Origin of the sequence: Curtobacterium sp. MCLR17_040, assembly GCF_003234735.1 — a bacterium.
GTDB classification, from domain to species: domain Bacteria; phylum Actinomycetota; class Actinomycetes; order Actinomycetales; family Microbacteriaceae; genus Curtobacterium; species Curtobacterium flaccumfaciens.
Genome location: NZ_QKTE01000026.1, coordinates 19909 through 44760, shown reverse-complemented (window position 1 = coordinate 44760; position 24852 = coordinate 19909). Strand labels below are relative to the sequence as shown.

19 protein-coding genes are annotated in these 24852 nt (G+C 71.2%); 13 read left to right on the top strand and 6 right to left on the bottom strand.

Features of this window, described 5'->3' with window-relative positions; genetic code table 11:
- The first annotated feature begins 63 nt into the window (after positions 1 to 63).
- Positions 64 to 5916: an Ig-like domain-containing protein gene (locus tag DEJ01_RS16560; RefSeq protein WP_220038699.1), complete on the top strand. Its 5853-nt coding sequence runs from the start codon at positions 64 to 66 to the stop codon at positions 5914 to 5916.
- A gap of 95 nt (positions 5917 to 6011) precedes the next feature.
- On the opposite strand, the gene DEJ01_RS16555 is transcribed toward DEJ01_RS16560, so the two are convergent.
- On the bottom strand, positions 6012 to 7205 hold the full coding sequence (locus tag DEJ01_RS16555; RefSeq protein ID WP_027465990.1) for a RimK family alpha-L-glutamate ligase: 1194 nt from the start codon (positions 7203 to 7205) through the stop codon (positions 6012 to 6014).
- Between the two features lie 87 nt (positions 7206 to 7292).
- On the opposite strand from DEJ01_RS16555, the gene DEJ01_RS16550 reads away from it, so the two are divergent.
- A complete protein-coding gene (locus tag DEJ01_RS16550; protein ID WP_027465989.1) occupies positions 7293 to 7775 on the top strand; it encodes a RimK/LysX family protein in 483 nt (160 codons plus the stop codon).
- A gap of 140 nt (positions 7776 to 7915) precedes the next feature.
- Here the strand turns inward: DEJ01_RS16550 and DEJ01_RS16545 are convergent, their stop codons facing one another.
- A complete protein-coding gene (locus DEJ01_RS16545; protein ID WP_111093623.1) occupies positions 7916 to 8809 on the bottom strand; it encodes an alpha/beta hydrolase family protein in 894 nt (297 codons plus the stop codon).
- Positions 8806 to 9393: a TetR/AcrR family transcriptional regulator gene (locus DEJ01_RS16540; protein WP_111093622.1), complete on the bottom strand. Its 588-nt coding sequence runs from the start codon at positions 9391 to 9393 to the stop codon at positions 8806 to 8808. Before DEJ01_RS16540 ends, DEJ01_RS16545 begins: the two co-directional genes overlap by 4 nt.
- A 62-nt stretch (positions 9394 to 9455) precedes the next feature.
- On the opposite strand from DEJ01_RS16540, the gene DEJ01_RS16535 reads away from it, so the two are divergent.
- The gene (locus DEJ01_RS16535) at positions 9456 to 10658 is read left to right on the top strand and encodes an MFS transporter (protein ID WP_220038698.1); all 1203 of its coding nucleotides are present in this window, start codon (positions 9456 to 9458) and stop codon (positions 10656 to 10658) included.
- Here the strand turns inward: DEJ01_RS16535 and DEJ01_RS16530 are convergent.
- Entirely contained in the window at positions 10564 to 10917 is a 354-nt protein-coding gene (locus DEJ01_RS16530) for a YciI family protein (RefSeq protein ID WP_111093620.1), read from the bottom strand. The genes DEJ01_RS16535 and DEJ01_RS16530 overlap by 95 nt on opposite strands.
- A 65-nt stretch (positions 10918 to 10982) precedes the next feature.
- Between DEJ01_RS16530 and DEJ01_RS16525 the strand changes: the two genes are divergently transcribed.
- From DEJ01_RS16525 to DEJ01_RS16510, 4 genes are all read left to right on the top strand, one after another.
- Positions 10983 to 12257, top strand: a complete 1275-nt coding sequence (locus DEJ01_RS16525) for a sensor histidine kinase (RefSeq protein ID WP_258375742.1) — start codon at positions 10983 to 10985, stop codon at positions 12255 to 12257.
- Entirely contained in the window at positions 12239 to 12955 is a 717-nt protein-coding gene (locus DEJ01_RS16520) for a response regulator transcription factor (protein ID WP_111093619.1), read from the top strand. The genes DEJ01_RS16525 and DEJ01_RS16520 overlap by 19 nt, the downstream gene beginning before the upstream one ends.
- 474 nt (positions 12956 to 13429) lie before the next feature.
- Positions 13430 to 14311 (top strand): ABC transporter ATP-binding protein, encoded by an 882-nt coding sequence (locus DEJ01_RS16515; RefSeq protein ID WP_111093618.1) that lies wholly within the window; start codon positions 13430 to 13432, stop codon positions 14309 to 14311.
- A complete protein-coding gene (locus DEJ01_RS16510) occupies positions 14308 to 15384 on the top strand; it encodes an ABC transporter permease (RefSeq protein WP_111047316.1) in 1077 nt (358 codons plus the stop codon). Before DEJ01_RS16515 ends, DEJ01_RS16510 begins: the two co-directional genes overlap by 4 nt.
- A 131-nt stretch (positions 15385 to 15515) precedes the next feature.
- Here DEJ01_RS16510 and DEJ01_RS16505 read toward each other — a convergent pair whose 3' ends face one another.
- Together DEJ01_RS16505 and DEJ01_RS16500 are read right to left on the bottom strand one after the other, a co-directional pair.
- A complete protein-coding gene (locus DEJ01_RS16505; RefSeq protein WP_071405947.1) occupies positions 15516 to 16019 on the bottom strand; it encodes a flavin reductase family protein in 504 nt (167 codons plus the stop codon).
- Positions 16016 to 16531, bottom strand: a complete 516-nt coding sequence (locus DEJ01_RS16500) for an NADPH-dependent FMN reductase (RefSeq protein WP_071405946.1) — start codon at positions 16529 to 16531, stop codon at positions 16016 to 16018. The genes DEJ01_RS16505 and DEJ01_RS16500 overlap by 4 nt, the downstream gene beginning before the upstream one ends.
- Positions 16532 to 17209: 678 nt before the next feature.
- Between DEJ01_RS16500 and DEJ01_RS16495 the strand changes: the two genes are divergently transcribed.
- From DEJ01_RS16495 to DEJ01_RS16470, 6 genes are read left to right on the top strand one after another with little or no spacing between them, the layout of a single operon-like run.
- Positions 17210 to 18391, top strand: coding sequence for a sugar ABC transporter substrate-binding protein (locus tag DEJ01_RS16495; protein ID WP_111093617.1), 1182 nt, complete (start codon positions 17210 to 17212; stop codon positions 18389 to 18391).
- Positions 18388 to 20094 carry a sugar ABC transporter ATP-binding protein gene (locus DEJ01_RS16490; protein ID WP_111093616.1) on the top strand — a complete coding sequence of 569 codons (1707 nt, stop codon included), beginning with the start codon at positions 18388 to 18390 and terminating at the stop codon, positions 20092 to 20094. The genes DEJ01_RS16495 and DEJ01_RS16490 overlap by 4 nt, the downstream gene beginning before the upstream one ends.
- The gene (locus DEJ01_RS16485; protein WP_111093615.1) at positions 20094 to 21131 is read left to right on the top strand and encodes an ABC transporter permease; all 1038 of its coding nucleotides are present in this window, start codon (positions 20094 to 20096) and stop codon (positions 21129 to 21131) included. The genes DEJ01_RS16490 and DEJ01_RS16485 overlap by 1 nt, the downstream gene beginning before the upstream one ends.
- A gap of 55 nt (positions 21132 to 21186) precedes the next feature.
- On the top strand, positions 21187 to 22287 hold the full coding sequence (gene rutA, locus DEJ01_RS16480) for a pyrimidine utilization protein A (protein WP_111093614.1): 1101 nt from the start codon (positions 21187 to 21189) through the stop codon (positions 22285 to 22287).
- Positions 22284 to 23195: a carbon-nitrogen hydrolase family protein gene (locus DEJ01_RS16475; protein WP_111093613.1), complete on the top strand. Its 912-nt coding sequence runs from the start codon at positions 22284 to 22286 to the stop codon at positions 23193 to 23195. Before rutA ends, DEJ01_RS16475 begins: the two co-directional genes overlap by 4 nt.
- Positions 23192 to 24835: an amidase gene (locus DEJ01_RS16470; protein WP_111093612.1), complete on the top strand. Its 1644-nt coding sequence runs from the start codon at positions 23192 to 23194 to the stop codon at positions 24833 to 24835. The genes DEJ01_RS16475 and DEJ01_RS16470 overlap by 4 nt, the downstream gene beginning before the upstream one ends.
- Positions 24836 to 24852 lie beyond the last annotated feature (17 nt).

Below are 24852 nucleotides of genomic sequence, written 5' to 3'. Positions count from 1 at the left end.
ACCCCCACCCCCGAGGCGCAGCCCACGACCGACGAGGTCACGCCGAACGAGACGCCGATCAACGTGTACGTCGATGGAGCCGCGGACGCGATCGGTCAGCCGGGACAGCGGTTCGAGACGTCGATCTTCAACGTCAAGAACGTGAGTGGCTTCACGATCCCGAGCCGTTCGCTCGACTTCCACTGGACCATCACCGGCCCCGCGACCTTCACACGCGGACGACCGCCGTTCAGCGTGGCGAACTCAGGCACGGCGAACGTTGCGAACTGCACGTTCACGTCCTCCACGCAGACCGACTGCCTCGGCGGGAACCCCCAGCCACTCAACACCGGAGGAGCGAACTTCAACCACATCCGGGTGCCGATCACCGTCGACGTTTCCGCTCTGCCGGGCGACGTCATCACGGTGCACGGCTCGTTCGCCCCGAACGCCGCCACCGACTACGTGAACTCGAGCGAGCAGACGACATCGACGTGGAAGGTCACCATCCCGCTGACCGCCGCCGTCATCGACGAGCCGACCGCAGCCGTCGGGCCGAAGCCGACCATCACCGGCCAGGGCGTCCCCGGTGGCACCGTCGACGTGGCCGTCGGTGACCGGGCGCCGGTGAACGTCCCCGTCGGCGATGACGGCACCTGGTCGCTCCCCGTCACCGAGGCGCTGTCGGAGGGGTCGGTCACCGTCACCGCCGTGCAGCACCGCAACGGCTTCACCGCCGACCCGACCACGGCGACCCTCGACGTCGACGCCACCGCCCCCGACGTCCCGATCGTCGACGACCCCGGCACCCTCGCCGACCCGACCGGACCCATCACCGGCACCGCCGAGCCGGGCGCCATCGTCATCGTCCGCGACCCCGCCGGCAACGAACTCGGCCGCGATCGTGCGAACGAGGCCGGCGACTTCTCCGTCCGTCTCGACGCACCGCTGCCCGAGGGTGCGACCGACCTCGTGGTCGTCGCCGCCGATGCGGTCGGTAACGAGTCCGGCCCGGCGACCGCGACCGCGGTCGTCCCGGACACCACCGCGCCCGATGCTCCGGTCGTCGAGCGCCAGGACCTCGCGACCCCGACCGGCCCGGTGGTCGGCACCGCCGAGCCCGGCTCCATCGTGATCATCCGCGACCGGGACGGCGACGAGATCGGGCGCGGCGAAGCCAATGACGACGGCGACTTCTCGGTCGAGTTGGACGAGCCACTGACCGAGGGCGACCACGGCCTGGAGGTCGTCGCGCAGGACGACGCCGGCAACGAGTCGGCTCCCTCGCCCGTGACCGTCACCGCACCCGACGTCACCGCACCCGACGCACCGATCAGCACGACCCCCGAGTTCCTCGCCGACGGCACCGGCCCCTTCACCGGGTCGGCCGAACCCGGTTCGACAGTGATCGTGCGCGACGCCGACGGCAACGAACTCGGCCGGACCGAGGCCCGCGACGACGGGCAGTTCACCGTCGTGCTCGACGAGCCGCTCGACGACGGCGCGCACGACCTCGAGCTCGTCGCGCAGGACGAGGCCGGCAACGTCTCGTCCCCGACGCCGGTCACGGTGGACGTGGACGACGACGCTCCGAACGCACCGATCGTGACCGGACCGACCGACCTCGCTGACGGCAAGGGACCCATCACCGGGACCGCCGAACCGGGCTCGACGGTCATCATCCGTGACGAGGACGGCAACCAGATCGGCCGCGGCGAAGCCAACGACGACGGGGACTTCTCGATCGAACTCGACGAGCCCCTCGACGACGGCGACCACCACCTCGAGCTGATCGCCCAGGACGACGCCGGCAACGTCTCGACCCCCACCCCGGTCACCGTCGACGTCGACACCGAAGCACCCGACGCACCCGTCGTCACCAGCCCGTCCGACCTGAGCGACGGCACCGGACCCATCACCGGGACCGCCGAGCCGGGCTCCACCGTGATCATCCGCGATGAAGACGGCAACGAGATCGGCAGGGGCGAAGCCAACGACGACGGGGACTTCTCGATCGAACTCGACGAGCCCCTCGACGACGGCGACCACAAGCTCGAACTGATCGCGCAGGACAAGGCCGGTAACACCTCCGACGAGACGACGACCACCGTCGACGTCGACACGAAGGCACCGACCGCACCGGTCCTGACCAGCCCCTCTGACCTCGCTGACGGTGAGGGCCCCATCACCGGCACCGCCGAGCCGGGCTCCACGGTCATCATCCGTGACGAGGACGGCAACGAACTCGGCCGCGGCGAAGCCAACGACGACGGCGACTTCAGCATCGAGCTGGACGAGCCGCTCAACGACGGCGAGCACAAGCTGGAACTCGTCGCTGCAGACAAGGCCGGCAACGAATCTGGCCCGACCGACACCACGGTCGATGTCGACACCGAAGCCCCCATGGCCCCGGTCGTGACCAGCCCCAGCGATCTCGACAACGGCAAGGGCCCGATCAGCGGCACCGCCGAGCCCGGCTCGACCGTGATCATCCGTGACGAGGACGGCAACGAACTCGGCCGCGGGGAAGCCAACGACGACGGCGACTTCTCCATCGAACTCGATGAGCCCCTCGACGACGGCGAGCACAAGCTCGAGCTCGTCGCTGCAGACAAGGCCGGCAACGAATCTGGCCCGACCGACACCACGGTCGATGTCGCCACCGAAGCCCCCATGGCCCCGGTCGTGACCAGCCCCTCTGACCTCGCTGACGGCAAGGGCCCCATCACCGGCACCGCGGAACCCGGCTCGACGCTCATCATCCGCGACGAAGACGGCAACGAACTCGGCCGCGGCGAAGCCAACGACGACGGCGACTTCTCCATCGAACTCGACGAGCCCCTCGACGACGGCGAGCACAAGCTCGAACTCATCGCCCAGGACGACGCCGGCAACGAATCCAACCCGACCGACACCACCGTCGACGTCGACACCGAAGCCCCCGACGCACCCGTCGTCACCAGCCCGTCCGACCTCGCTGACGGGACCGGCCCCATCATCGGAAGCGCCGAGCCGGGCGCCACAGTGATCATCCGTGACGAGGACGGCAACGAACTCGGCCGCGGCGAAGCCAACGACGACGGCGACTTCAGCATCGAGCTCGATGAGCCGCTCGATGACGGCGAGCACAAGCTCGAGCTGATCGCCCAGGATGACGCCGGCAACACCTCCGAAGAGACGAAGACCACCGTCGACGTCGACACCGAAGCGCCCACGGCCCCGGTCGTGACCAGCCCCAGCGACCTCGACAATGGCAAGGGCCCGATCACCGGCACCGCCGAGCCGGGCTCCACTCTGATCATCCGTGACGAGGACGGTAACGAGATCGGCCGCGGTGAGGCCAACGACGACGGCGACTTCTCGATCGAGCTCGACGAGCCGCTCGACGACGGCGAGCACCAGCTCGAACTCATCGCCGAAGACAAGGCCGGCAACAGCTCCGACGAGACGAAGACCACCGTCGATGTCGACACGAAGGCACCGACCGCACCGGTCGTGACCAGCCCCTCTGACCTCGCTGACGGTGAGGGCCCCATCACCGGCACCGCCGAGCCGGGCTCCACGGTCATCATCCGTGACGAGGACGGCAACGAACTCGGCCGCGGCGAAGCCAACGACGACGGCGACTTCAGCATCGAGCTGGACGAGCCCCTCGACGATGGCGACCACCACCTCGAACTCATCGCCCAGGACAAGGCTGGCAACGAATCTGGTCCGACCGACACCTCGGTCGACGTCGACACCAAGGCCCCCATGGCCCCGGTCGTGACCAGCCCCAGCGATCTCGACAACGGCAAGGGCCCGATCAGCGGGACCGCCGAGCCCGGCTCGACGGTCATCATCCGCGACGAAGACGGCAACCAGATCGGCAGCGGCGAAGCCAACGACGACGGGGACTTCTCGGTCGAACTCGACGAGCCCCTGGATGACGGCGAGCACAAGCTCGAGCTGATCGCCCAGGATGACGCCGGCAACACCTCCGAAGAGACGAAGACCACCGTCGACGTCGACACGACGGCACCGACCGCACCGGTCGTCACCAGCCCCTCCGACCTCGCTGACGGCAAGGGCCCCATCACCGGCACCGCCGAGCCCGGCTCCACCGTGATCATCCGCGATGAAGACGGCAACGAGCTCGGCCGCGGCGAAGCCAACGACGACGGGGACTTCTCGATCGAGCTGGACGAGCCCCTCAACGACGGCGCGCACGACCTCGAACTCATCGCCCAGGACGACGCCGGTAACGAGTCCAACCCGACCGACACCACGGTCGGCGTCGACACCGAAGCTCCCGACGCACCCGTCGTCACCAGCTCCAAGGACCTCGCTGACGGCAAGGGACCCATCACTGGTACCGCGGAGCCGGGCTCGATCGTGATCATCCGTGACGAGGACGGCAACGAACTCGGCCGCGGCGACGCCAACGACGACGGCGACTTCAGCATCGAGCTGGACGAGCCCCTCGACGACGGCGAGCACCAGCTCGAACTGATCGCGCAGGACAAGGCCGGTAACGAGTCCGACCCGACCAACACCACGGTCGACGTCGACACCGAAGCACCCGACGCACCGGTCGTGACCAGCCCCAGCGATCTCGACAACGGCAAGGGACCCATCACCGGCACCGCCGGGCCCGGCTCCACGGTCATCATCCGCGACGAGGACGGCAACGAGCTCGGCCGCGGCGAAGCCAACGACGACGGCGACTTCTCCATCGAACTCGACGAGCCCCTGGATGACGGCGACCACAAGCTGGAACTCATCGCCGAAGACAAGGCCGGCAACGAGTCCAACCCGACCGACACCACGGTCGATGTCGACACCGAAGCCCCCACGGCCCCGGTAGTGACCAGCCCCAAGGACCTCGCTGACGGCAAGGGACCCATCACGGGTACCGCGGAACCCGGCTCGACCGTGATCATCCGCGATGAAGACGGCAACGAACTCGGCCGCGGCGAAGCCAACGACGACGGGGACTTCAGCATCGAGCTGGACGAACCGCTCGACAACGGCGCGCACAAGCTCGAACTCATCGCCCAGGACAAGGCCGGCAACGAGTCCAACCCGACCGACACCACGGTCGACGTCGACACCGAAGCGCCCACGGCACCAGTCGTCACCAGCCCGTCCGACCTCGCTGACGGCAAGGGCCCCATCAGCGGGACGGCGGAGCCGGGCTCGACCGTGATCATCCGCGACGAGGACGGCAACGAACTCGGCCGCGACACCGCGGACGAGAACGGCGACTTCGAGATCGCCCTCGACGAGCCGCTCACGGACGGGGCGCACGACCTCGAACTGATCGCGCAGGACAAGGTCGGCAACGAGTCGGACCCGACGAAGACCACCGTCGACGTCGACACCGAGGCCCCGGCGGCACCCGTCCTCGAGGCGTTCGACGACATCGTCGACGGAACCGGCATCGTCCGGGGCTCCGCCGAGCCCGGCTCGACGGTCGTCATCCGCGACGCCGACGGCCGCGAGATCGGCCGCGGGACAGCGGACTCCGACGGGCGGTTCGCCTTCCGGACGACGGTTCCCCTGGAGCCGGGAGCGCACCTGCTGTCGGTCGTCGCCGTGGACCGCTTCGGTCACGTCTCACCGGGCTCGAGCATGCTCGTCACGCTCGTCCCCGAGAGCGAAGAGGGCGAGAACGACGAGAACGACAACGGGGCCGGAACGGGAATCGCGTTCCCGGGGATCGTGGCCCCGGGCACCGGCCCGCAGCTCGGCTCGACCGACGATCGCACCGCACCCGCTCCGAAGACCGACGGAGCCAGCACCACCGGCACCGGCACCGGCACCACCAACCGTGAGCTCGCCGTCACCGGCGTCGAGCTCGGCGGCTGGCTCGCCGCCGCGCTCACCGCGCTCGGGCTCGGCGCCGTCCTGCGCCTGCTCGCGCGCCGACGCCAAGGCGACGTGCGCGGCGACTGAGTCCCGGACTGCGGACTGGAGGCCCGGATCACGTACCCGACGAGGGGACGCGATCCGGGCCTCCCGGCTGTCACGGCGCTGCAGCGCCCGAGCGCTCAGCCCTCGGTCTGCAACGGCTCCTTCGGCAGCTTCCGCACCTTCGCGCGCCGCTTGCGGCGCTCCGGGATCATCGACCGCATCTCCTCGAGCTTGCCGAAGCAGAGCAGCCGGTCGCCCGGCTCGAGGGCGACGCCACTGCGCGGGTTCGGGATGACGTTCGAGCCGCGGTGCAGCGTGAGGACCGTGATGTCCCGGTCCCAGAGCCCGGACTCCTTGATCGTCTTGCCGACCAGGTCGGCGTTCGTGTGCACGAGGAGCTCGGCGACGCCGTAGCCGGTCGAGACGGACAGCCGCTGGCGGACGTCGATCTCGGGGAACGCGACCTGGTTCGCGATGAAGTCGACGATCGCACCGGCGATGTCGAGGCCGGTGGCGCGCTCGACGCCCTCGAGCCCTGGCGAGGAGTTGACCTCCATGACGAGCGGCCCGTCGTTGCCCTCGAGCATGTCGACGCCGGCGACCTTGAGGCCCATGATCTGCGCCGAGCGCACGGCCACGGCCTCGTACTCGGGCGAGAGCGTGACCTTCTCGACGGTGCCGCCGCGGTGCACGTTCGAGCGGAACTCGTCGCCCGAGGCGGTCCGACGCATCGCCGCCACGACCCGGTCACCGACGACGAGGGCCCGGATGTCACGACCGCGGCTCTCGGCGATGAACCGCTGGATCAGGACGTTCTGCTTCGTGGAGTGGAGGGTCTCGACGATCGACTCGGCCACCTTCGCCTCGGGTGCCAGGATCACGCCGATGCCCTGCGTGCCCTCGAGGAGCTTGATGACGACGGGCGCGCCGCCGACCCGTTCGATCGCGCCGCGCACGTCGTTGCGGCCGGCCACGAACGTCGTCGCCGGCATGCCGATGTCGTGCCGCGACAGGATCTGGTTCGCGCGGAGCTTGTCGCGCGAGTTCGTGATGCCGTTCGCCGTGTTCGGCGTGTAGACGTCCATCTGCTCGAACTGGCGCACGACGGCGGTGCCGTAGTAGGTGATCGAGTTGCCGATGCGCGGCAGCACCGCGTCGTAGTCGCTCAGCAGCTTGCCGCGGTAGAGCAGGTCCGGGTCGTCACCGGACAGGTCGATCGCGAAGCGCAGGGTGTTGAGCACCTTGACCTCGTGACCGCGGTCGAGTGCCGCTGCGCGGAGGCGCTGGGTCGAGTACGCCTGGGGCGCGCGCGACAGGATGGCGAGTTTCATCGAGGGGTTCTCCGCTGGGTCGGATCGACGGCGACGCTCCATCAAAGCATGCGGACGTGGCCACGGAGCATGCGACAGGATGGGCACATGGCCCGAGCTCCGAAGTCCTCCGACAGCGGGCTCGTCGTCGCCGGGTGGCGGGAGTGGGCGGGACTGCCGGACCTCGGCGTGCCGTGGATCAAGGTGAAGCTCGACACCGGTGCCCGGAGCTCCGCGTTGCACGCCTTCGACCTCGAGGAACTGCCCGGCGAGCGGGTCCGGTTCTCGCTGCACCCCTGGCAGGACACCGATGCCGACGCCTCCACCATCGAGTGCGACGTGCACGACCGGCGCATCGTCCGCAGCTCGACCGGGCACACCCAGGAGCGCATCGTCGTCCGCACGCGGATCGCGTTGGCCGGGCAGGTCGTCGAGTCCGAGGTCACCTTGAGCAACCGGGACCAGATGGGGTTCCGGATGCTCGTCGGTCGCGAGGCGCTCCGGCAGGGCTTCCTCGTCGATCCTGCACGGTCCTTCATGGCCGGGCGCGCTCCGAAGGAGATCCGGCGCCGCAACCGCGGTCGCGCCTGAGCGCTCCTGGGCGCTCCTGGTCACGCGGCACGGGCCGTTGCGGTGACCGGTCGACGGCCTGGAGGCGCGGTGCGGGGCCGCCACGGGCCTCCCGTCCTCCTCGACGCGCGTCCCGGGCGCTGGTCGGGACGCTGGTCGGCTCAGTGACCCAGGTGACGGCCGAGGAAGGCGAGCTGCTGGGGCGCCAGGCGGCGCCAGTAGCCGTGCGTGTGGGCGCCGGGTGCGAAGCCTCCGGCCGGAGGCGTGGCGAAGCCGTCGACGTAGGCGTGCACCGCCGGCGCGAACCCATCGCCGTTGCCGCAGTCGACGCGGACGGCGACGCCGTCGAGCGCGCGCTGACGCCCGAGGACGGTGTTCGCGCGGAAGTCGGCCGCGTCGTCGAAGGCGCCGCGAGCGGTGTCGGCGGCCGACTTCCAGAGCGCGGGGCTGATGGCCGAGACCGCCCGGACGCGCGAGGCACCGAGGACCCCTGCGAGCCGGAGGGCGCCGAAGCCACCCATCGAGTAGCCGGTCAGGGCGAGGCGGTCCGTGTCGAATCCGCGGCGGGCGATCAGGGGCAGGAACTCGTCGACGACCATCGCGGCGGGGTCGTCCCCGTCGGCTCGTGGGTGCCAGTAGCGGTTGCCGCCGTCGATCGAGGCGATCGCGAACGGTGCTCCACCGCCGGCGACGTGCGCCGCGAGGAACCGGTCGTAGCCCAGGCTCCGCCCGAAGAACGAGGCGTGGTCGTCGCCGTAGCCGTGCAGGGCGACCGCCACCGGCAAGGGGGTGTCGGACGCCGGTGCCGCGATCGTCCACCCGACGGTGCGGCCCTTCCGCGCTGCCGACACGAAGGTGCCGGAGGTGGTGGGGACCGGCTGGACGTCGGGGACCGTGCCGTCGGTGCCGTCCAGACCGAGGACCCGGTACAGGGTCGAGCGCCCGGGCAGCAGGCCGAGGTTGATCCCCTCGGCCACGGCTCCCGCGGCGACGATGCCCGTGCCACCGATGAGCAGGGAACGCCGCGTGATCGTGGCAGCACGCGATCGGGTCATTTGGTGGGCGCCGTTCCGTCTGGGGTGTGTTCCCGGATGAGGGACGCGGCGACGGACCGTGCCGTCGTCGTGTCGAGCGCGGGGTCGCGCAGTCGCATCGCAAGGTAACCGGAGACGATGAGGAGCAGCTGGTCGGCGAGGGCCCCGGCACGGGGACCGACCACCGGCACCGCCCGTGCCACGAGCCGCCGGCGCAACGTGGTGGTCTCGAGGTCCAGGACCCGCCGGACCTCGGCGGGGGCGTCGGCGTACTCGGCGGCGGTGCCGAGGAAGGCGCACCAGCGGGAGCCCGTGGGCGTCGAGCGGTAGTCGTCGAGGGCGTCGAACACCGCCAGGAGTCGGCCCAGGTCGTCCCGTTTTGCGGCGACCGCACGGTCCCAGGTGGCGATCCAGTCCTCGTGGCGACGGGTGAGGGCCGCGGCGACGAGCAACTCCTTGCTCGCGTAGCCGCGGTACAGGGTGGCCGTCGAGACCCCGGCCCGTTCGAGGACGGCGTCGATCGGGGTGGCGGCGATGCCCTGCGAGAAGAAGAGCTCCTCGGCGGCGTCGAGCAGCCGTTGCTCGGTCCCTGGGCGCATCACCATGAAAGCACCCTAGGCTCTGAAAAGTGAAACGATCGTTTTCATTACGACATCGTCTGCTCCTGGTGAGCGGACTCGGCCTGATCGCCGCCACCTACGGCCTGGTGCGCCTGGCGTACGGGCTGTTCCTGCCCGACGTGCAGCGGGACCTGGGGCTCCGGGCAGACGCCGCCGGGTGGGTCTCGTCGGGTGCCTCTGCGCTCTACTGCGTCGGTGCGGTGGCCGGGTTCCTGCTCGCCGCACGGATGCCCCGCGTGCTCGTCACGGTCGCGACCCTGGTGGCGGGAGCCGGTGCGATCGCCATGGCGACGGCCGGCGGCTCGCTGGCGTTCGGCGTCAGCGCCGTGCTCGCGTCGGCGGGGGCCGGACTCGCGTCCCCCGCCCTCGTCCGGATCGTCGCCGAGCAGGTGCCGTCGGCGCTGCTCGGTCGAGCGCAGGCGATCGTGAACGCGGGTACCGGCCCGGGGCTCGTGGGTGCCGGGGTGCTCGCACTCGTGCTGCTGCCCGACTGGCGGACGGCCTGGGCGGTGTCCGGGGTGTTCGCCCTGGCGGTCGGAGTGCTGCTGCTCGTGGTGTCCCGCGGCGGGACTGCTGCGTCCCGGTCACCGCTGCCCGGCACCCCGTGGTTCGCGGCGTACCGAGGGGTGCTCGTGCTGGCGCTGCTGTTCGGGGCGGGGTCCGCCGTCGTCTGGACCTACGGACGTTCGGCGCTGGTGGAGGCCGGTGCGTCGGTGGTCGTCTCGGTGTCGGCCTGGATCGCGCTCGGGATCGGCGGAGCGGCCGTCGTGGTCACCGCCCGGTGGACGAACGGACTGCGCGCCCGGACGCTCTGGGCGGTCACGGCGGGTTCGGTCGCCGTGGCCGTCGTGGTGCTGGGGGCTTTGCCGCAGTCGACGGTCGCGGCACTGCTGGCGTGTGCCGTGTTCGGCTGGGGCTACACGGCGGCGACCGGGGCGCTGATCGCGTGGACGACCGAGATCGATGCCGAGCGTTCATCGGCGGGCACGTCGATGCTGTTCGTCGCACTCGTGCTCGGGCAGGCCGTCGGTGCGGCGGCTGCCGGAGCGCTCGTCGGTGCGATCGGGTTCGTCGCGACGTTCGTGGTCGGGGCCGGTGTGACCGCGGCGAGCGCCGTCCCTGCGGTGGTCCGTCGGCCGGGTGGGGTCCGTGCCGTCAGAGCAGCGGGCGGAGCTCGATCTTCCGGTTGCACGCCTGCGACGCCTGGTGCGCCACCCGGGCAGCCGTCTCAGCGTCCGGGAGGTCCATGACCCAGAACCCGGCGACGTACTCGTCGACGCTCGTCGCGGGCCCGGTCGTGGCGTGCCCGGGCGTTGTGTCGGTCGCGCCCTCGCGGGCGTCGACCACGGTGGCGTCGGAGGGTGCGGAGACCCCGGCGGCGAACACGATCGCGTCGCCCATCCGTTGGTTGAATGCGTCGACCGCGGCGGCTTCGGCGTCGGTCGCGGAGTACGTGTTGCCGACGGCGGCAGCCTGGCCGTCATCGATGACGTTGACGAGGAACTGCATGGCGTCTCCCCTGCTCGTTGGCGGGAGGCTACTCCTGGTCGAGCGCACCCAGTAGCGTTTCCTGCATGGGGACGACGGCGGAGTGGTCGCGACTGCCGGTGGGGCGGCACGAGTACCGGCAGGACACGGTGCTCGCAGTCGTGCTGGCCGGTGGGCTCGCGGTCACGACGTTCCTGTACGGGTCGGCCGGTACGTACGGTGACGACCAGGCCGCCTGGTGGGTCTCCGCGCTGATGATCGTCGCGAACGCGGCCCCGATCGCGTTCCGCCGACGGTTCCCGATGTCGGTGGCACTGGTGTCGGCGGTGGCGTTCGCCGCGACGCAGCTGCTCCAGGTGCCCGAGGTCTTCCTCGTCAACTTCACGCTCTTCATCGCGCTGTACACGGTGGGCGCCTGGTGCTCCGACCGGGTGCGGGCCGAAGCAGTGCGCTGGGTCGTCATCGGCGGCATGTTCGCGTGGCTGTTCGTCGCGATCTCGTTCGGGTGGGCGTCGCCGAACGCACTGCCGAACGACACGGACTCCCCGGTGGCGCCCTACGTGGCGATCTCGCTCCTCAACATCGTCATCAACGTGATCTACTTCGGCGCTGCCTGGTACGCCGGCAACCGGGCCTGGGCCTCCGCGGTCGCACGGCACCAGCTCGCCGAACGCACCGCCGAACTCGCCGCCGAGCGGGAGCGGTCCGCGGCACAGGCCGTCACGATCGAGCGGGTGCGGATCGCCCGCGAGCTGCACGACGTGGTCGCCCACCACGTCTCGCTGATGGGCGTGCAGGCGGGTGCTGCACGGCGCGTGATCGGCCGCGACCCCGCGCAGGCCACCGCCTCGCTCGGGGTGGTCGAGGAGAGCGCCCGCACCGCGGTGGAGGAACTCCGGCGGATGCTCGGCACCCTGCGCTCCGACGACGACGCGTCCGGCCTCGGGGCGGCCGGTGGCGACGGCCCGAGCACCGAGGGCCTCACGCGGATCGCCGAGCTGGCCGAGTCCGCCCGGGTGGCCGGCCACCCCGCCGAGTACGTCGTCGTGGGTGACGAGCGCCCGGTGCCGCCGACGGTGGCCGCGGTGGCGTACCGGATCGTGCAGGAAGCGGTGACGAACATCCTCAAGCACGCCGGCCCGACCGCCCGCGCCGACGTCCGGCTGCGGTACCTGGACGACGGCGTCGAGGTGGAGGTCACGGACGACGGGCTCGGTGCCCGTGCGGCCCGGAGCACCTCCGGCAGCGGACTCGGACACGTCGGGATGCGGGAACGCGTCGCCGCCGTGGACGGACGGATCGAGATCGGGCCACGAGCCCGGGGAGGCTACCTGGTGCGGGCATGGCTGCCGACGACGTGAACGCGACGACCGACCTGACCATCGTGCTGGCCGACGACCAGGAGCTCGTCCGCGCCGGGTTCCGCGTGATCCTGGAGTCCGAGCCCGGGTTCCGTGTGGTCGGCGAGGCCGCGGACGGCGCCGGGGCGGTCGAAGCCGTGCAGCAGCTCCGTCCGGACGTCGTCTGCCTCGACGTGCAGATGCCGGGCGTCGACGGGCTCGAGGCCGCGCGGCGGATCGCGGCGCTGCCGGACCCGCCGGCGGTGCTCATCCTCACCACGTTCGACAGCGACGACGCGCTGTTCCAGGCGCTCGAGGCGGGAGCGAGCGGGTTCCTGTTGAAGAACGCCTCCCCCGAGCGGCTGATCGACGCCGTGCGGACCGTCGCCGCCGGGGACGCCCTGCTCGCGCCGGACGTCACGCGTCGGGTGATCAGCCGGGCGACGGCGTCGGCTGCGGCGCACCCCTCGGCGACCACCACGACCGCGGCACCTGCCACGACGGGCGACGACGCACTCGCCGTGGCCGGGCTCACCGAGCGGGAGACCGAGGTGCTGCGGCTCCTGGCCCGGGGCCTGAGCAACGCGGAGATCGCCGCCGAGCTCTACGTCGGGGACGCCACCGTGAAGACCCACGTGTCGAACGTGCTGCAGAAACTCGCACTGCGCGACCGCATCCAGGCCGTCGTGTGGGCGTTCGAGCACGGCGTCGCCGGCTGACCGAGCCGAGCCGAACCCGCACGAGCCGAACAAGCCCGCACGGTGCCGAGTTCGCAGACATGGCCGCACCGTGCGCCTTCGTTCAACCCGTGCAGCGTTGACCGCACCGTGCCCCGCCACCACAACGCACCGAGCAACCAAACCCGCACCAGCCCAACAAGCCCGCACCGTGCCCACCACCGCACCCCACGCCCGCACCGTGCGCCTTCGTTCAACCCGTGCGGCCTTGACCGCACCGTGCGCCGCCACAACGACGCACCGTGCAACCAAACCCGCACGAGCCGAACAAGCGCGCACCGTGCCGACCCGCACCCAGCGCGCACCCGGCCCACCGCACCTACCCCGCGCGCTCCTCCCCCACGCGGTGGAGCCGACCACCCACCCAAGTCCCGCCTGGCGGCGGAGGCGGGGCGTGCCTCCCGGCCAATAGCGTCGGACGCAGCGACGACCAGCGTCGCGACGAAGGGGAACGACATGCTCACCATCGAAGGGGTGACCAAGCACTTCGGCGACCGCCGGGTGCTCGACGACGTGGGGTTCACGGTCGGCAGCGGCCGCCTCACCGGCTTCGTCGGCGGCAACGGTGCCGGCAAGACCACCACCATGCGCATCATGCTCGGCGTGCTCCAGGCCGATGCGGGCACGGTCTCGATCGACGGCGCCGCGGTCCGTCCCGCCGACCGCCGCCGCTTCGGCTACATGCCCGAGGAACGCGGCCTGTACCCGAAGATGCCGGTGGCCGAGCAGATCACCTACCTGGCCCGGTTGCACGGCGTCGACAAGCGCGCCGCGACGACCCGCACCGGCGAGCTGCTCGAACGCCTCGAACTCACCGCACACGCCGGCGACCCCGTCGAGAAGCTCTCGCTCGGCAACCAGCAGCGCGTGCAGATCGCAGCGGCGCTGGCACACGACCCCGAGGTGCTCGTGCTCGACGAGCCGTTCTCGGGCCTCGACCCGATGGCCGTCGACACCGTGCTCGGTGTCCTGCGCGAGACCGCGGCCCGGGGCGTCCCGGTGCTGTTCTCGAGCCACCAGCTCGACGTGGTCGAGCGGCTCTGCGACGACGTCGTCGTCATCGCCGGTGGCACGATCCGCGCCGCCGGTCCGCAGGAGGAGCTCCGCAAGCAGGCCGGGCCCGCCGCGTGGGAGCTGCTGGTCGACGGGGACGTCGCCTGGCTCCGCGACGAGCCGGGTGTGGCCGTGCGGGAGTTCGACGGCGGGTACGCGGTCTTCGAGGCCGAGGCCGCCACCGCCCAGCGCGTCCTGCAGCGTGCCGTGCAGCACGGCACCGTCGGGTCGTTCTCGCCGCGGGTGCCGCGGCTCAGCGAGGTCTTCCGGGAGGTCGTCCGATGAACAACTCCTTCGTGCAGGCCGTGCGGCTCGTCTCCGCACGTGAGATCCAGGCACGCATCCGCAGCAAGGCCTTCGTGGTCTCGGCGCTCATCCTGATCGGCATGGTCGTCGCGTCGATCGTCGTCGGCGGGGTCGTGAGCAAGGCCACCGCCGACGACACCACCCCGGTCGCCGTCGTCGACGGCGTCTCGCTGCCGACCACCAGTGGGCTCGACGTCACGCAGTCGGCATCGGTCGACGACGCCGAACGGCTCGTGACCAAGGGCGACGTCGACGCGGCGATCGTGCCGTCGGACGACCCGCTCGGCTACAAGGTCGTCGGACTCGACGAGGCCCCGTCCGAGGTCGTCTCGGCGTTGAGCGTCACCCCGCGCATCGAGTTGCTCGACCCGGACGCGTTGCCGGGTGGCCTGGTCTACCTCATCGCCATCGCGTTCGGCGTCGTGTACTTCGCGTCGGCGGTGACGTTCGGCCAGTCGATCGCGCAGAGCGTCGTCGAGGAGAAGTCGACACGGGTGGTCGAGATCCTGATGTCCGCGATCCCGGCAAGGGCGCTGCTCGCCGGCAAGGTGCTCGGCAACAGCATCATGGCCTTCGCGCAGATCGTCGCGGTGGCCGTCGCCGCCATCGTCACGTTGGCGGTGACCGGCCAGGACAACATGTTCGCGATGCTCGGCCCGAGCATCCTGTGGTTCATCGGCTTCTTCGCGATCGGGTTCGTGCTCCTCGCGTCGCTGTTCGCCGCGGCGGCCGTGCTCGTCTCCCGCCAGGAGGACGTCGGCAGCGTCACCACCCCGGTGATGATGCTCGTGATGATCCCGTACTTCCTGATCATCGTCGCGTACGACAACCCGACGATCCTCGGCATCATGTCGTACGTGCCGTTCAGCGCCCCGATCGGCATGCCCATGCGGATCTTCCTGGGGACCGCCGAGTGGTGGGAGCCGATCCTGTCGCTCGTCATCGTCGCCGCTTCGGTGGTCGCGGTCGTGGTCATCGGCGCCCGCGTCTACGAGAACGCGCTGCTCCGCACCGGCAGTCGCGTGAAGCTGTCCGAGGCGCTGCGCGGCTGACGCCGGCAGGCCCGGCAGACCCGGCAGACCCGGCAAGCCCGGCAGGCTCGGCGGGTTCGGACTGGAGGCCCGACCCGCGTGAGCAGATCTGCTCACGCGGGGCGGGCCTCCAGTCCGTTGCCCGGCGCCGGTCAGGCGGTCAGGGTCGCGAAGGCGGACCGGTGCCAGACCAGCGGGTTGTGCGCGAAGTCGGACATGAGCCCGAGCACCCGGAGCACCACGATGTCGTGGTCGCCCGCCGGGTAGGTGTGCTCGACCGAGCACTCCAGCCAGATCGGGGCCCCCTGCAGGAACACCGCACCCGTCTCGGCGACCGTCGTGTCGACACCGACGAAGCGGATCGACTTGTCACGCGAGGCGAGCTGCCGGGTGACCTGCGCGTGCCCCTCACCGAGGATCGAGACGCCGATCGTGCCGGCGTCCCGCAGCACCGGCCACGTGGTCGACGTGTGCTGCACGGCGAACATCACGAGCGGCGGGTCCTGCGAGACGCCGACCGTGAACGAGGACGCCACGAGCACGGTCGGTTCGCCGTCCACGACGGCGGAGAGCGCGGCGACGCCGCACGGGAACCCGGAGAACGCCTGCTTGAGCGCGGACAGGTCCGGGGCCTCGGTGGAGTAGGGGCTGATCATGACGCGGTTCCTTCCTGGTGGACGGCGGCCGCGCCGAGGACGACGTCCTGCCAGCGGGCGAGCCACACGTCGGTCGATGCGGGGTCCGAGTACTGCTTGTCGTTGAGGTACAGGGCGGGTGCGACGACGGTCGCGCCGAGTTCGACCAGCACCGGCTTGAGGAAGACCTCGGGGGCGAGGGCATGGGCCGGGCCGGCGCCGAGCATGAGCGGCACCGCGACGACGCCGGCGAGTCCGTCGCCGGTTCCGAACTGGTCGAGGAACAGCTTGAGCACGCCGGTGTACGTCGCCTTGAACGTCGGCGACGCGACGACGACGAGGTCCGAACCGGCGACGGTCCGGACGGCGTCCGACACGGCGGCGTCACCCCAGCCGAGCAGGCCGGCACCGAGGTCGATGACGTCGACGACGTGGTCGGGGGCGCGGCCGGTGAGCCGTTCGAGCACGACCGTCGCAGCGTCGAGCGTCCGTGAGGCCGGCTTGGGGTTGCCGGCGACGACGGTGGTGATCATCGGGGTGCTCCTGTCGGTGGGCGGGTGGTGGGTGCGGGGGTGTTCGTGGAGCGTGTGGTTCGTGCAGCGGGTCGTTGGTGCAGTCCACCGCTCGTTCGTTTCGCCGCCGTGCCGCGTCCGTATCGGGTGGGTTACGCCAGCTGCCCCCTGCCCCGTGGCACCCGAATGTCCCGGTCAGCGGGGCTGCGCGTCCGGGTCTCCCGGCCATTCCGCCAGGCACGGTCCTCGCTGACCGCGCCGAATTGTGAGAGCGCCGTTTCCGGAAGTCGCCTCGGATGGGTCCGGCGTGTTTCGCCCCGCCGTCGCCGGCCCGTCACCGCCCCGATCCGCCCCTGCTCGCGGGTCGGTGGCGCAGTCGTCCACCCCGGATCGGCGGGGCGGACGCCCCTCGGCGTCGGGCGTCGCAGGTGGCCTAACACCAGCGAAACAAACGCCTAACAGGACCGTTACCGGGCGACCGCCTGCCGGTGCCCCGCGGCCGTTACATTCGCATCAGCCCCACTGCAGCGGCCGGCGTCACCGGCGATCCGCCGCCCCGCCGCCGCCCGGTCCGGCTCCCTGCACGTCCTGCCCCGCTCCGCGGGGCCTTCGTCGTACCCGCCGCAGCTCCCCCGTCCCCGCTCCGGTTCCCCGTCCCCGCACCTTCCCTGCTCCACCCGTCCAGGAGGTCCCCGACCGATGTCGTCCCCCGCACCGTCCCGAACGCGTCCGTCGCGTCCCGCGCTCCTCGCCGCCGCACTCGCCGGCGTGCTGTTGCTGTCCGCCTGCTCCGCCACCTCGACCGCGTCGACGAGTTCCGGTGACGACACCGCCGGTGTCGAGCACGCCACGAGCCAGATCAAGGCCGCCAGCGTCGACCCCGAGTTCACCTTCGAGGGCGCTCGCTTCGACATGTCGGGCATCGCCGGCAAGACGATCTTCAACATCCCGAACTCGTCCGCCGTCCCCTTCATCACCGCGGTCGACGAGGCCTGCGAGAAGGTCGCCGAGCAGTACGGCGCGAAGTGGATCGAGTACACCAACCAGGGCACGCCCACCGAGCACTCCGCCGGCATCGACCAGGCGATCAGCCGCGGAGCCGACATCATCGTGCTGGCGCAGGGCGTCAACGGCGAACTGATCGTCCCGGCACTGAAGCGTGCGAAGGCAGCGGGGATCCCCGTGCTGATCAGTCACACCTACCAGACCGGGCAGGCGCTGCCGGACCAGCTGCAGGACCTCGTCGCCGCGCAGGTGACCGCCCCGTTCCACGAAGCCGCGAAGCTCAACGCCGACTGGGCCATCAAGGAGACCAAGGGCCAGGGCGACGTCCTCATCATCACGTCGTCCGAGGTGCCACCGTCCGACGGCATCGTCAAGGCGATGCAGGACGAGTTCGAGGCGCAGTGCGACGGCTGCAAGGTGAAGGTGACGAACGTCCCCGTCGCCGACTGGGCGACGAAGATCTCGTCGACCGTGCAGTCCGCCGTGCAGTCCGACCCGAACCTCGACTACGTCCTGCCGGTCTACGACTCGATGACGCTGTACGTCGAGGCCGGCGTGACCGCTGCCGGCAAGACCGGCCAGGTCTTCACCTCCTCGTACAACGGCACCCCCGCGGTGCTGAAGATCCTGCAGGAGGGCAGCGTCCTCACGATGGACATCGGCGAGAACATGGAGTGGCTCGCCTACGCGACGCTCGACCAGGCCGGCCGTGTCCTGACCGGCACGCCGATCATCGAGGACGGTGACGAGAAGACCCCGCTGAAGGTCTTCACGAAGGACAACGTCGACGAGACCGGGACGCCGCCGGCGCCGAGCAAGGGCTACGGCGACGCGTACAAGACCGGGTACGAAGCGATCTGGGGCGCGGCCGAGTGACCGCCACCCGGGAGGCACGGCTCGGCTCCGCATCGTCGGCTGCGGTCGTCGGGACCGGCGCGGACACCGCATCCGGTGCGGCCGTCGGGTCCGGTGCGGACACCGCGCCGGTCCTGCGGATCAGCGGGCTCACGAAGCGCTTCGGCGGGCTGACCGCGCTCGACGACGTCGACCTCGAGGTCCTGCCGGGCCAGGTGCACGCACTGCTCGGCGAGAACGGCTCCGGCAAGTCGACCCTCATCAAGATCCTGTCCGGCACGTACGCGCCGGAGCCGGGCGCGACGATCGAGGTCCGAGGCGCCCGGCTGCCCCTGCCGGTGCCTCCCGGGTACTTCCGCCGCGTCGGGATCAGCTTCGTCCACCAGGACCTCGCACTCGTGCCGTCGCTCGGCGTGACCGAGAACCTCCGGCTCGCGACCGTGGTGGCCGGGCGCGGACCCTTCGTCCGCTGGGGCGCCGAGCACCGTGCCGCGGCCGAGCTGTTCGCGCGGTACGGGGTGGACATCGACCCGCGAGCACGGATCGACGAACTCACCGACACCCAGAAGGCCCTCGTCGCGATCCTGCGGGCCGTTGCCGAGCTGGGCGACGACCGGGCGCTCATCGTGCTCGACGAGCCGACGGTCTTCCTGCCGAAGGAGGACGCCGACCTGCTGTTCCGCGTCGTGAAGGACCTCGTCGCGGACGGCCGCACCTCGGCACTGCTCGTGTCGCACGACATGTCCGAGGTCCTCCAGCACGCCGACCGGGTCACCGTCCTGCGGGCCGGCCGGGTCCAGGCGCACCGGGACACCATCTCGACGACGGCGGACGAGCTCGTCTCCCTCATCGTCGGACGCGGACTGGACGGTCCCGCCGCCAGGACTCCGCGCCCGGCGACCACCGGCGACGCCGTCGTGACGGTGCGGGACCTCCGGGTCGGTGTCGTCGACGGCCTGTCGTTCGACGTCGCGGACGGCGAGGTCGTCGGCATCACCGGACTCGCCGGCTCCGGTGTCGAGGACGTGCTGCCCGGCCTGTACGGCGCACGGCCCGCGACCGGCTCGCTCGCTGTGCGGCACGACGGGGCGACGCCCGCGCCCGTCGACCTGGCACGGGTGACGCCCGGCTCCTCGATCGCCCGCGGCGTCGTGTACGTCCCCGCGGACCGCAAGCGCGAGGGCGGGGCGCTCACCCTGTCCGTCGAGCAGAACGTCACGCTCCCCGTCCTCGGGAAGCTCCGCGGGCTGCTCGGACTTTCGCCCGCGCGGGAACGCGCCCACGTCGCGGGACTCGTCCGCGACTACGACGTCCGGCCCGCCGACCCGGCCGCCCTGTTCGGGACACTGTCCGGCGGCAACCAGCAGAAGGCCGTCCTGGCCAAGTGGATGCAGGACGACCCGAGGCTCGTGCTGCTGCAGGAACCGACCCAGGGCATCGACGTCGGGGCCCGCGCCGCGATCTTCTCGATGCTCCGCCGGAGTGCGGAGCAGGGCGTCACGATCGTCTGCGCCTCCACCGACTACGACCAGCTCGCGCAGGTGTGCGACCGCGTCGTCGTCCTCGCCCACGGCCGCGTGCACGACGTGCTGACCGACGACCGCATCGACCGCGACGTCATCGCGGCTGCCGTCGTGGCGAGCCTCGTCGACGACGACGCCCCGGCGTCCCCCGCCGTGCCCTCCTCCCCCGATGCCTCCTCCGCAGTCAAGGAGAACGCCTGATGTCCACCACCGCCGACCCCGTCCTCGAGACCTCGATCGTCCGTCCGACCCGCCCGCGCTTCTCGTGGGGGCACACCGAGCGGTACGCGCTGCTCGGCGCCTGGCTCGTCATCGTCATCGCCTTCAGCATCGCGCTGCCCGACACCTACCCGACCCTCGGCAACCTGCAGAACATCCTCGGATCACAGTCGGTGCTGCTCATCCTGGCGCTCGGGTTCCTGTTCCCGCTCACCGCGGGTGAGTTCGACCTCTCCGGCGCTTCGACGATGTCGCTCTCCGCCATGACCATCGCCGTGCTCAACGCGAAGATGGACATCCCGCTCGTGCCCGCGATCGCCGCCGGCCTGGTCATCGGCGTCGTCGTGGGTCTGGTCAACGGCCTGCTCACCGTCGGGTTCCGCATCGACTCGTTCATCGTCACCCTCGGCACGTCGACGTTCATGATCGGGATCATCCAGTGGATGAGCGCGTCGTCGTCGGCGACGGGCATCGACCCGGCGCTCGTGCAGGCCACCGTCGGGTGGCGCGGCCTGGCGGGCCTGCCGCTCGCGTTCGTCTACGGGCTGATCGCCACCGTCGTCGTCCTGGTCGTGCTGAGCGCCACCCCGGTCGGCCGGCGGCTCCTGTTCGTCGGGACCGGCCGCACCGTCGCCGAGCTCTCCGGGCTGAACGTGCGACGGCTGCGGGTCGGCGCGTTCGTCGGCGCGGGGCTCACCGCCGCGGTCGCCGGGGTCGTCTACGCCGGCACCCTCGGCGGCGCCGACCCGTCGAGCGGACAGTCGTTCCTGCTCCCCGCGTTCGCCGCCTGCTACCTCGGCGCGACCGCGATCGTCCCCGGCCGCTTCAACGCGATCGGCACCTTCATCGCCGTGTACTTCCTGTTCTCCGGAGTCGTCGGCCTGCAGATGCTCGGCGCCGACAACTTCGTGCAGCAGCTGTTCTACGGCGGCGCCCTCATCGTCGCCGTCGCCGTGTCGCAGACCATCCGGCGGCACTCCGTCGCGACCGCCGCCAAGGCCGCCGCGAAGCGTTCCTGACCCCGCTCCCCCGTTCGTCCCTCACTCGACACCCACCACAGAAAGCGAGTCCCCCATGGACATCGGAGTCTTCATCCCGATCGGCAGCAACGGCTGGCTCATCTCCACCACCTCGCCCCAGTACAAGCCGTCGTTCGACCTGAACCTCGAGATCGTGCAGAAGGCCGAGGCGTACGGCTTCGACTTCGCCCTCTCGATGATCAAGCTGCGCGGCTTCGGCGGCCCGAGCGGCTTCTGGGACGAGAACCTCGAGTCCTTCACCCTGATGGCCGGTCTCGCTGCCCGCACCGAGCGGATCCGCCTGTTCGCGACGACCGCCGTCCTGACCATCCCGCCGGCGATCGCGGCACGCATGGCGGCGACCGTCGACTCGATCTCGCACGGCCGCTTCGGGCTCAACCTGGTCGCAGGGTGGCAGAAGGCGGAGTACGACCAGATGGGCCTCTGGCCGGGCGACGAGGTGCACTTCAAGCGCCGCTACGCCTACCAGACCGAGTACATGCAGGTGATGAAGGAGCTGTGGGAGACCGGCCGGAGCGACTTCCACGGCGAGTACTTCCAGATGGACGACTGCCGGATGCTCCCGCGGCCGACGTCGCACATCCCGATCGTCTCGGCCGGCCAGTCGTCGCAGGGCATGGCGTTCGCCGCGGAGTACTCGGACTACAACTTCTCGATGGGCGTCGGCGTGAACACCCCGACCGCCTACGCCGAGCAGAACCAGGCCCTGCTCGAGGCCCGCGAGAAGACCGGCCGTGACGTCGGCTCCTACGTGCTCTTCATGGTCATCGCCGACGAGACCGACGAGGCCGCCCAGGCGAAGTGGGAGCGGTACAGCGACGGGGTCGACGTCGAGGCCATCGCCTGGATGACCGGCCAGGCGCTCACCGACGCCGAGGGCGAGGAGGGCAACACGGCCAAGCGGATCTCGCTGCCCGAGGGCGCCGTGAACATGAACATGGGCACGCTCGTCGGCTCCTACGAGCACGTCGCGGCGATGCTCGACGAGGCCGCGGCGGTCGAGGGCACGAAGGGCATCATGCTGGTCTTCGACGACTTCCTGCAGGGGATGGACGACTTCGGCACCCGTATCCAGCCGCTGATGCGCACCCGCGAGGGCGTCGCTTCCGCTGCTCCGAGCGCGGTCACCGCATGAGCGCCGCAGCGAGCCGTCCGGTCATCGAGGTCGCGGTCGTCCAGGCCGGCGAGGTCCCCGCCGACCACGACGTCGCCCTCGACGAGCTCATCGCCCTGTTCGAGGAAGCCGCCGTCGGCGCCGACCTCGTCGTCTTCCCCGAGCTCTGCACCACGCCCTACTTCTGCGGTGTGGTCAACGACAGCCGGAAGTCCTGGGCACAGTCCGTCCCCGGTCCGGCGACCGCCCGCTTCGCGAGTGCGGCGAAGCGTCTGGGCACCGCCGTCGCCTTCGGTCTCTACGAGGACGCCGGTGGGGCCCAGTACAACAGCGCGGTGCTCATCGACGCCGACGGCACGGTCGTGCCTGGCACCGACGTGCACGGCGACCGTGTGGCGTCGTACCGCAAGACCTCGATCCCGACGAACGCGATCTCCGACGTCGACGAGAAACACTACTTCGAAGCCGGGTCCGGACCGGTCGTGTTCGACGCCCTCGGCACCCGATTCGGCATGCTCATCTGCTACGACCGGAGCTTCCCGGAGTACTGGCTCGCGTCACGGGCCGCTGGCGCCGAGGTGATGCTCGTGCTCGTGTCCTCGATGGGCTTCCGCGAGACCCTGTTCACCCAGGAACTGCAGGTCCGCGCGCTCGAGACCCAGACGTGGGTCCTCGCCCCGAACCGCGGCGGCGAAGAGACCGTCGACGGCAAGACCGTCAGCTACTTCGGTCGGTCCTCGGTCGTCTCACCACGGGGTGACCTGGTCGTCTCGGCCCCCGCCCACCGGGCGGGGCCGATCATCCGGGCCACCATCGACGTCGGCGAGGTCGCGGCAGCCCGCCGGGACTTCCCGCTCGGACGTGACCGGCAGCCCGGGGTGTTCCGGTACCTCGCCGACGCCCACGCAGCGGCGGCGGTCCCCGCGTGACGGACGTCGCCGCCCTGGTCCGCGGCACCATCGCACCGCAGCTCGACCGCGCGCTGGCCGCGAGCCGCGCGAACCCGTTGCCCGCCGCCCCGTCGGCGCTGCCTGCGGAACCGGCGCACAGCGCGCAGCTGTTCGGCCGGCTCCTCGACGCAGCGGTCGACGGGGCCCCGGCGCCGACCGCTGCCGGTCCGGACGACGACCTGGCGGCGTCCCGGGCAGCCGCCGACCCCGCCGCCGCCTCGGTCGTCGAACTCCTCGCCGCGTACCGGTCCGGCACCACGACCCCGTCCGAGGTCCTCGCCGCACTCGCCCCGCACTGGACGAGCGACGACGTCTGGTCGGACGCCGTCCTGCGCCTGGTGCACGGGGCCCAGGAAGCCGCCGCCGAGTCCACCCGCCGCTGGGCGGACGACGACGCCCGGCCGCTCGAGGGGATCCCGTTCGCCGTGAAGGACATCATCGACGTCGCGGGGACGATCGTCACGAGCGGCTCGCTCCAGACCGGTGACCGTGTGGCCCCGGCCGACGCCACGGTCGTGGCCCGGCTCCGCTCCGCCGGCGCGATCCCGGTGTTCACGGCGGCCACCACCGAGTTCGCCTGCGGCGGGCCGCACAACGCCCGGTACGGGGCCGTTCGGAACCCCTGGGACCCCGAGCGCTGGACCGGTGGCTCCTCGACCGGGTCGGGTTCGGCGCTCGCCGCCCGGATCGTCCCGCTCGCGCTCGGGTCGGACACCGGCGGGTCGATCCGCGTGCCGTCCGCCCTCTGCGGGACCACCGGGATCAAGCCGACGTACGGGCTCGTGCCGCGCACCGGGGTCGCGAGCCTGTCGTGGACCCTCGACCACGTCGGACCGATGGCACGCTCCGCGGAGGACCTCGCGCTCGTCCTGCGGGTCATCGCCGGCTCCGACGGCCAGGACCCGACGACGTTCCCCACCGTCCCGCTCATCGAGGCCGCGCCGGAACGGGTCGAGGGGCTCCGGATCGGGGTCCCGCTCGGCTGGTTCACCGAACGCGTCGACCGTGCGGTGCTCGAGGCACACGCCGCGGCGGTCGAGCGGTTCCACGAGCTCGGTGCGGCCCTCGTACCGATCGAGTTCGACGACCTGGAGTCGATCGACTCGGAGTGCTGGACGGTGTTCTACGGTGAGCTCGCCGCGAACCAGGAGGCCAACGCCGGCACGGCCGACCTGTTCGACGCCGGGACCCGCGCCCGGTTCGACGTGTCGTTCCTGCCGACCGCTGCCGACTACCTCCGGGCACTCCGCCGTCGCCCGCTCGTGCAGGCCGCGATGGTCACCCGGATGGACGAGGCCGGCGTCGACGTGGTGCTCACCCCCGGGATCGGCGCCACCGCCCCGCGACTCGACGACCTGACGATGTCGGTCGACGGCGAGCGCTTCAACCTGCACGACGTCATCCCCCGGAACACCCGGCTGTTCGACTACGTGGGGTTCCCCGCGCTCATGATGCCGGCGGGCACCGCGCCGGACGGTCTGCCCGTCGGCGTGCAGCTCGTCGCGCGGCCGTGGGACGACCGCCTCGTGCTGTCCGCAGCGGCCGCCTTCCAGCGGACCACGACGCACCACCGCGCGGTGCCGTCGTCGTCCGCCGTGCGAGGGCCGAGCGATCGGTAGCCGCACCGTCGACGAGG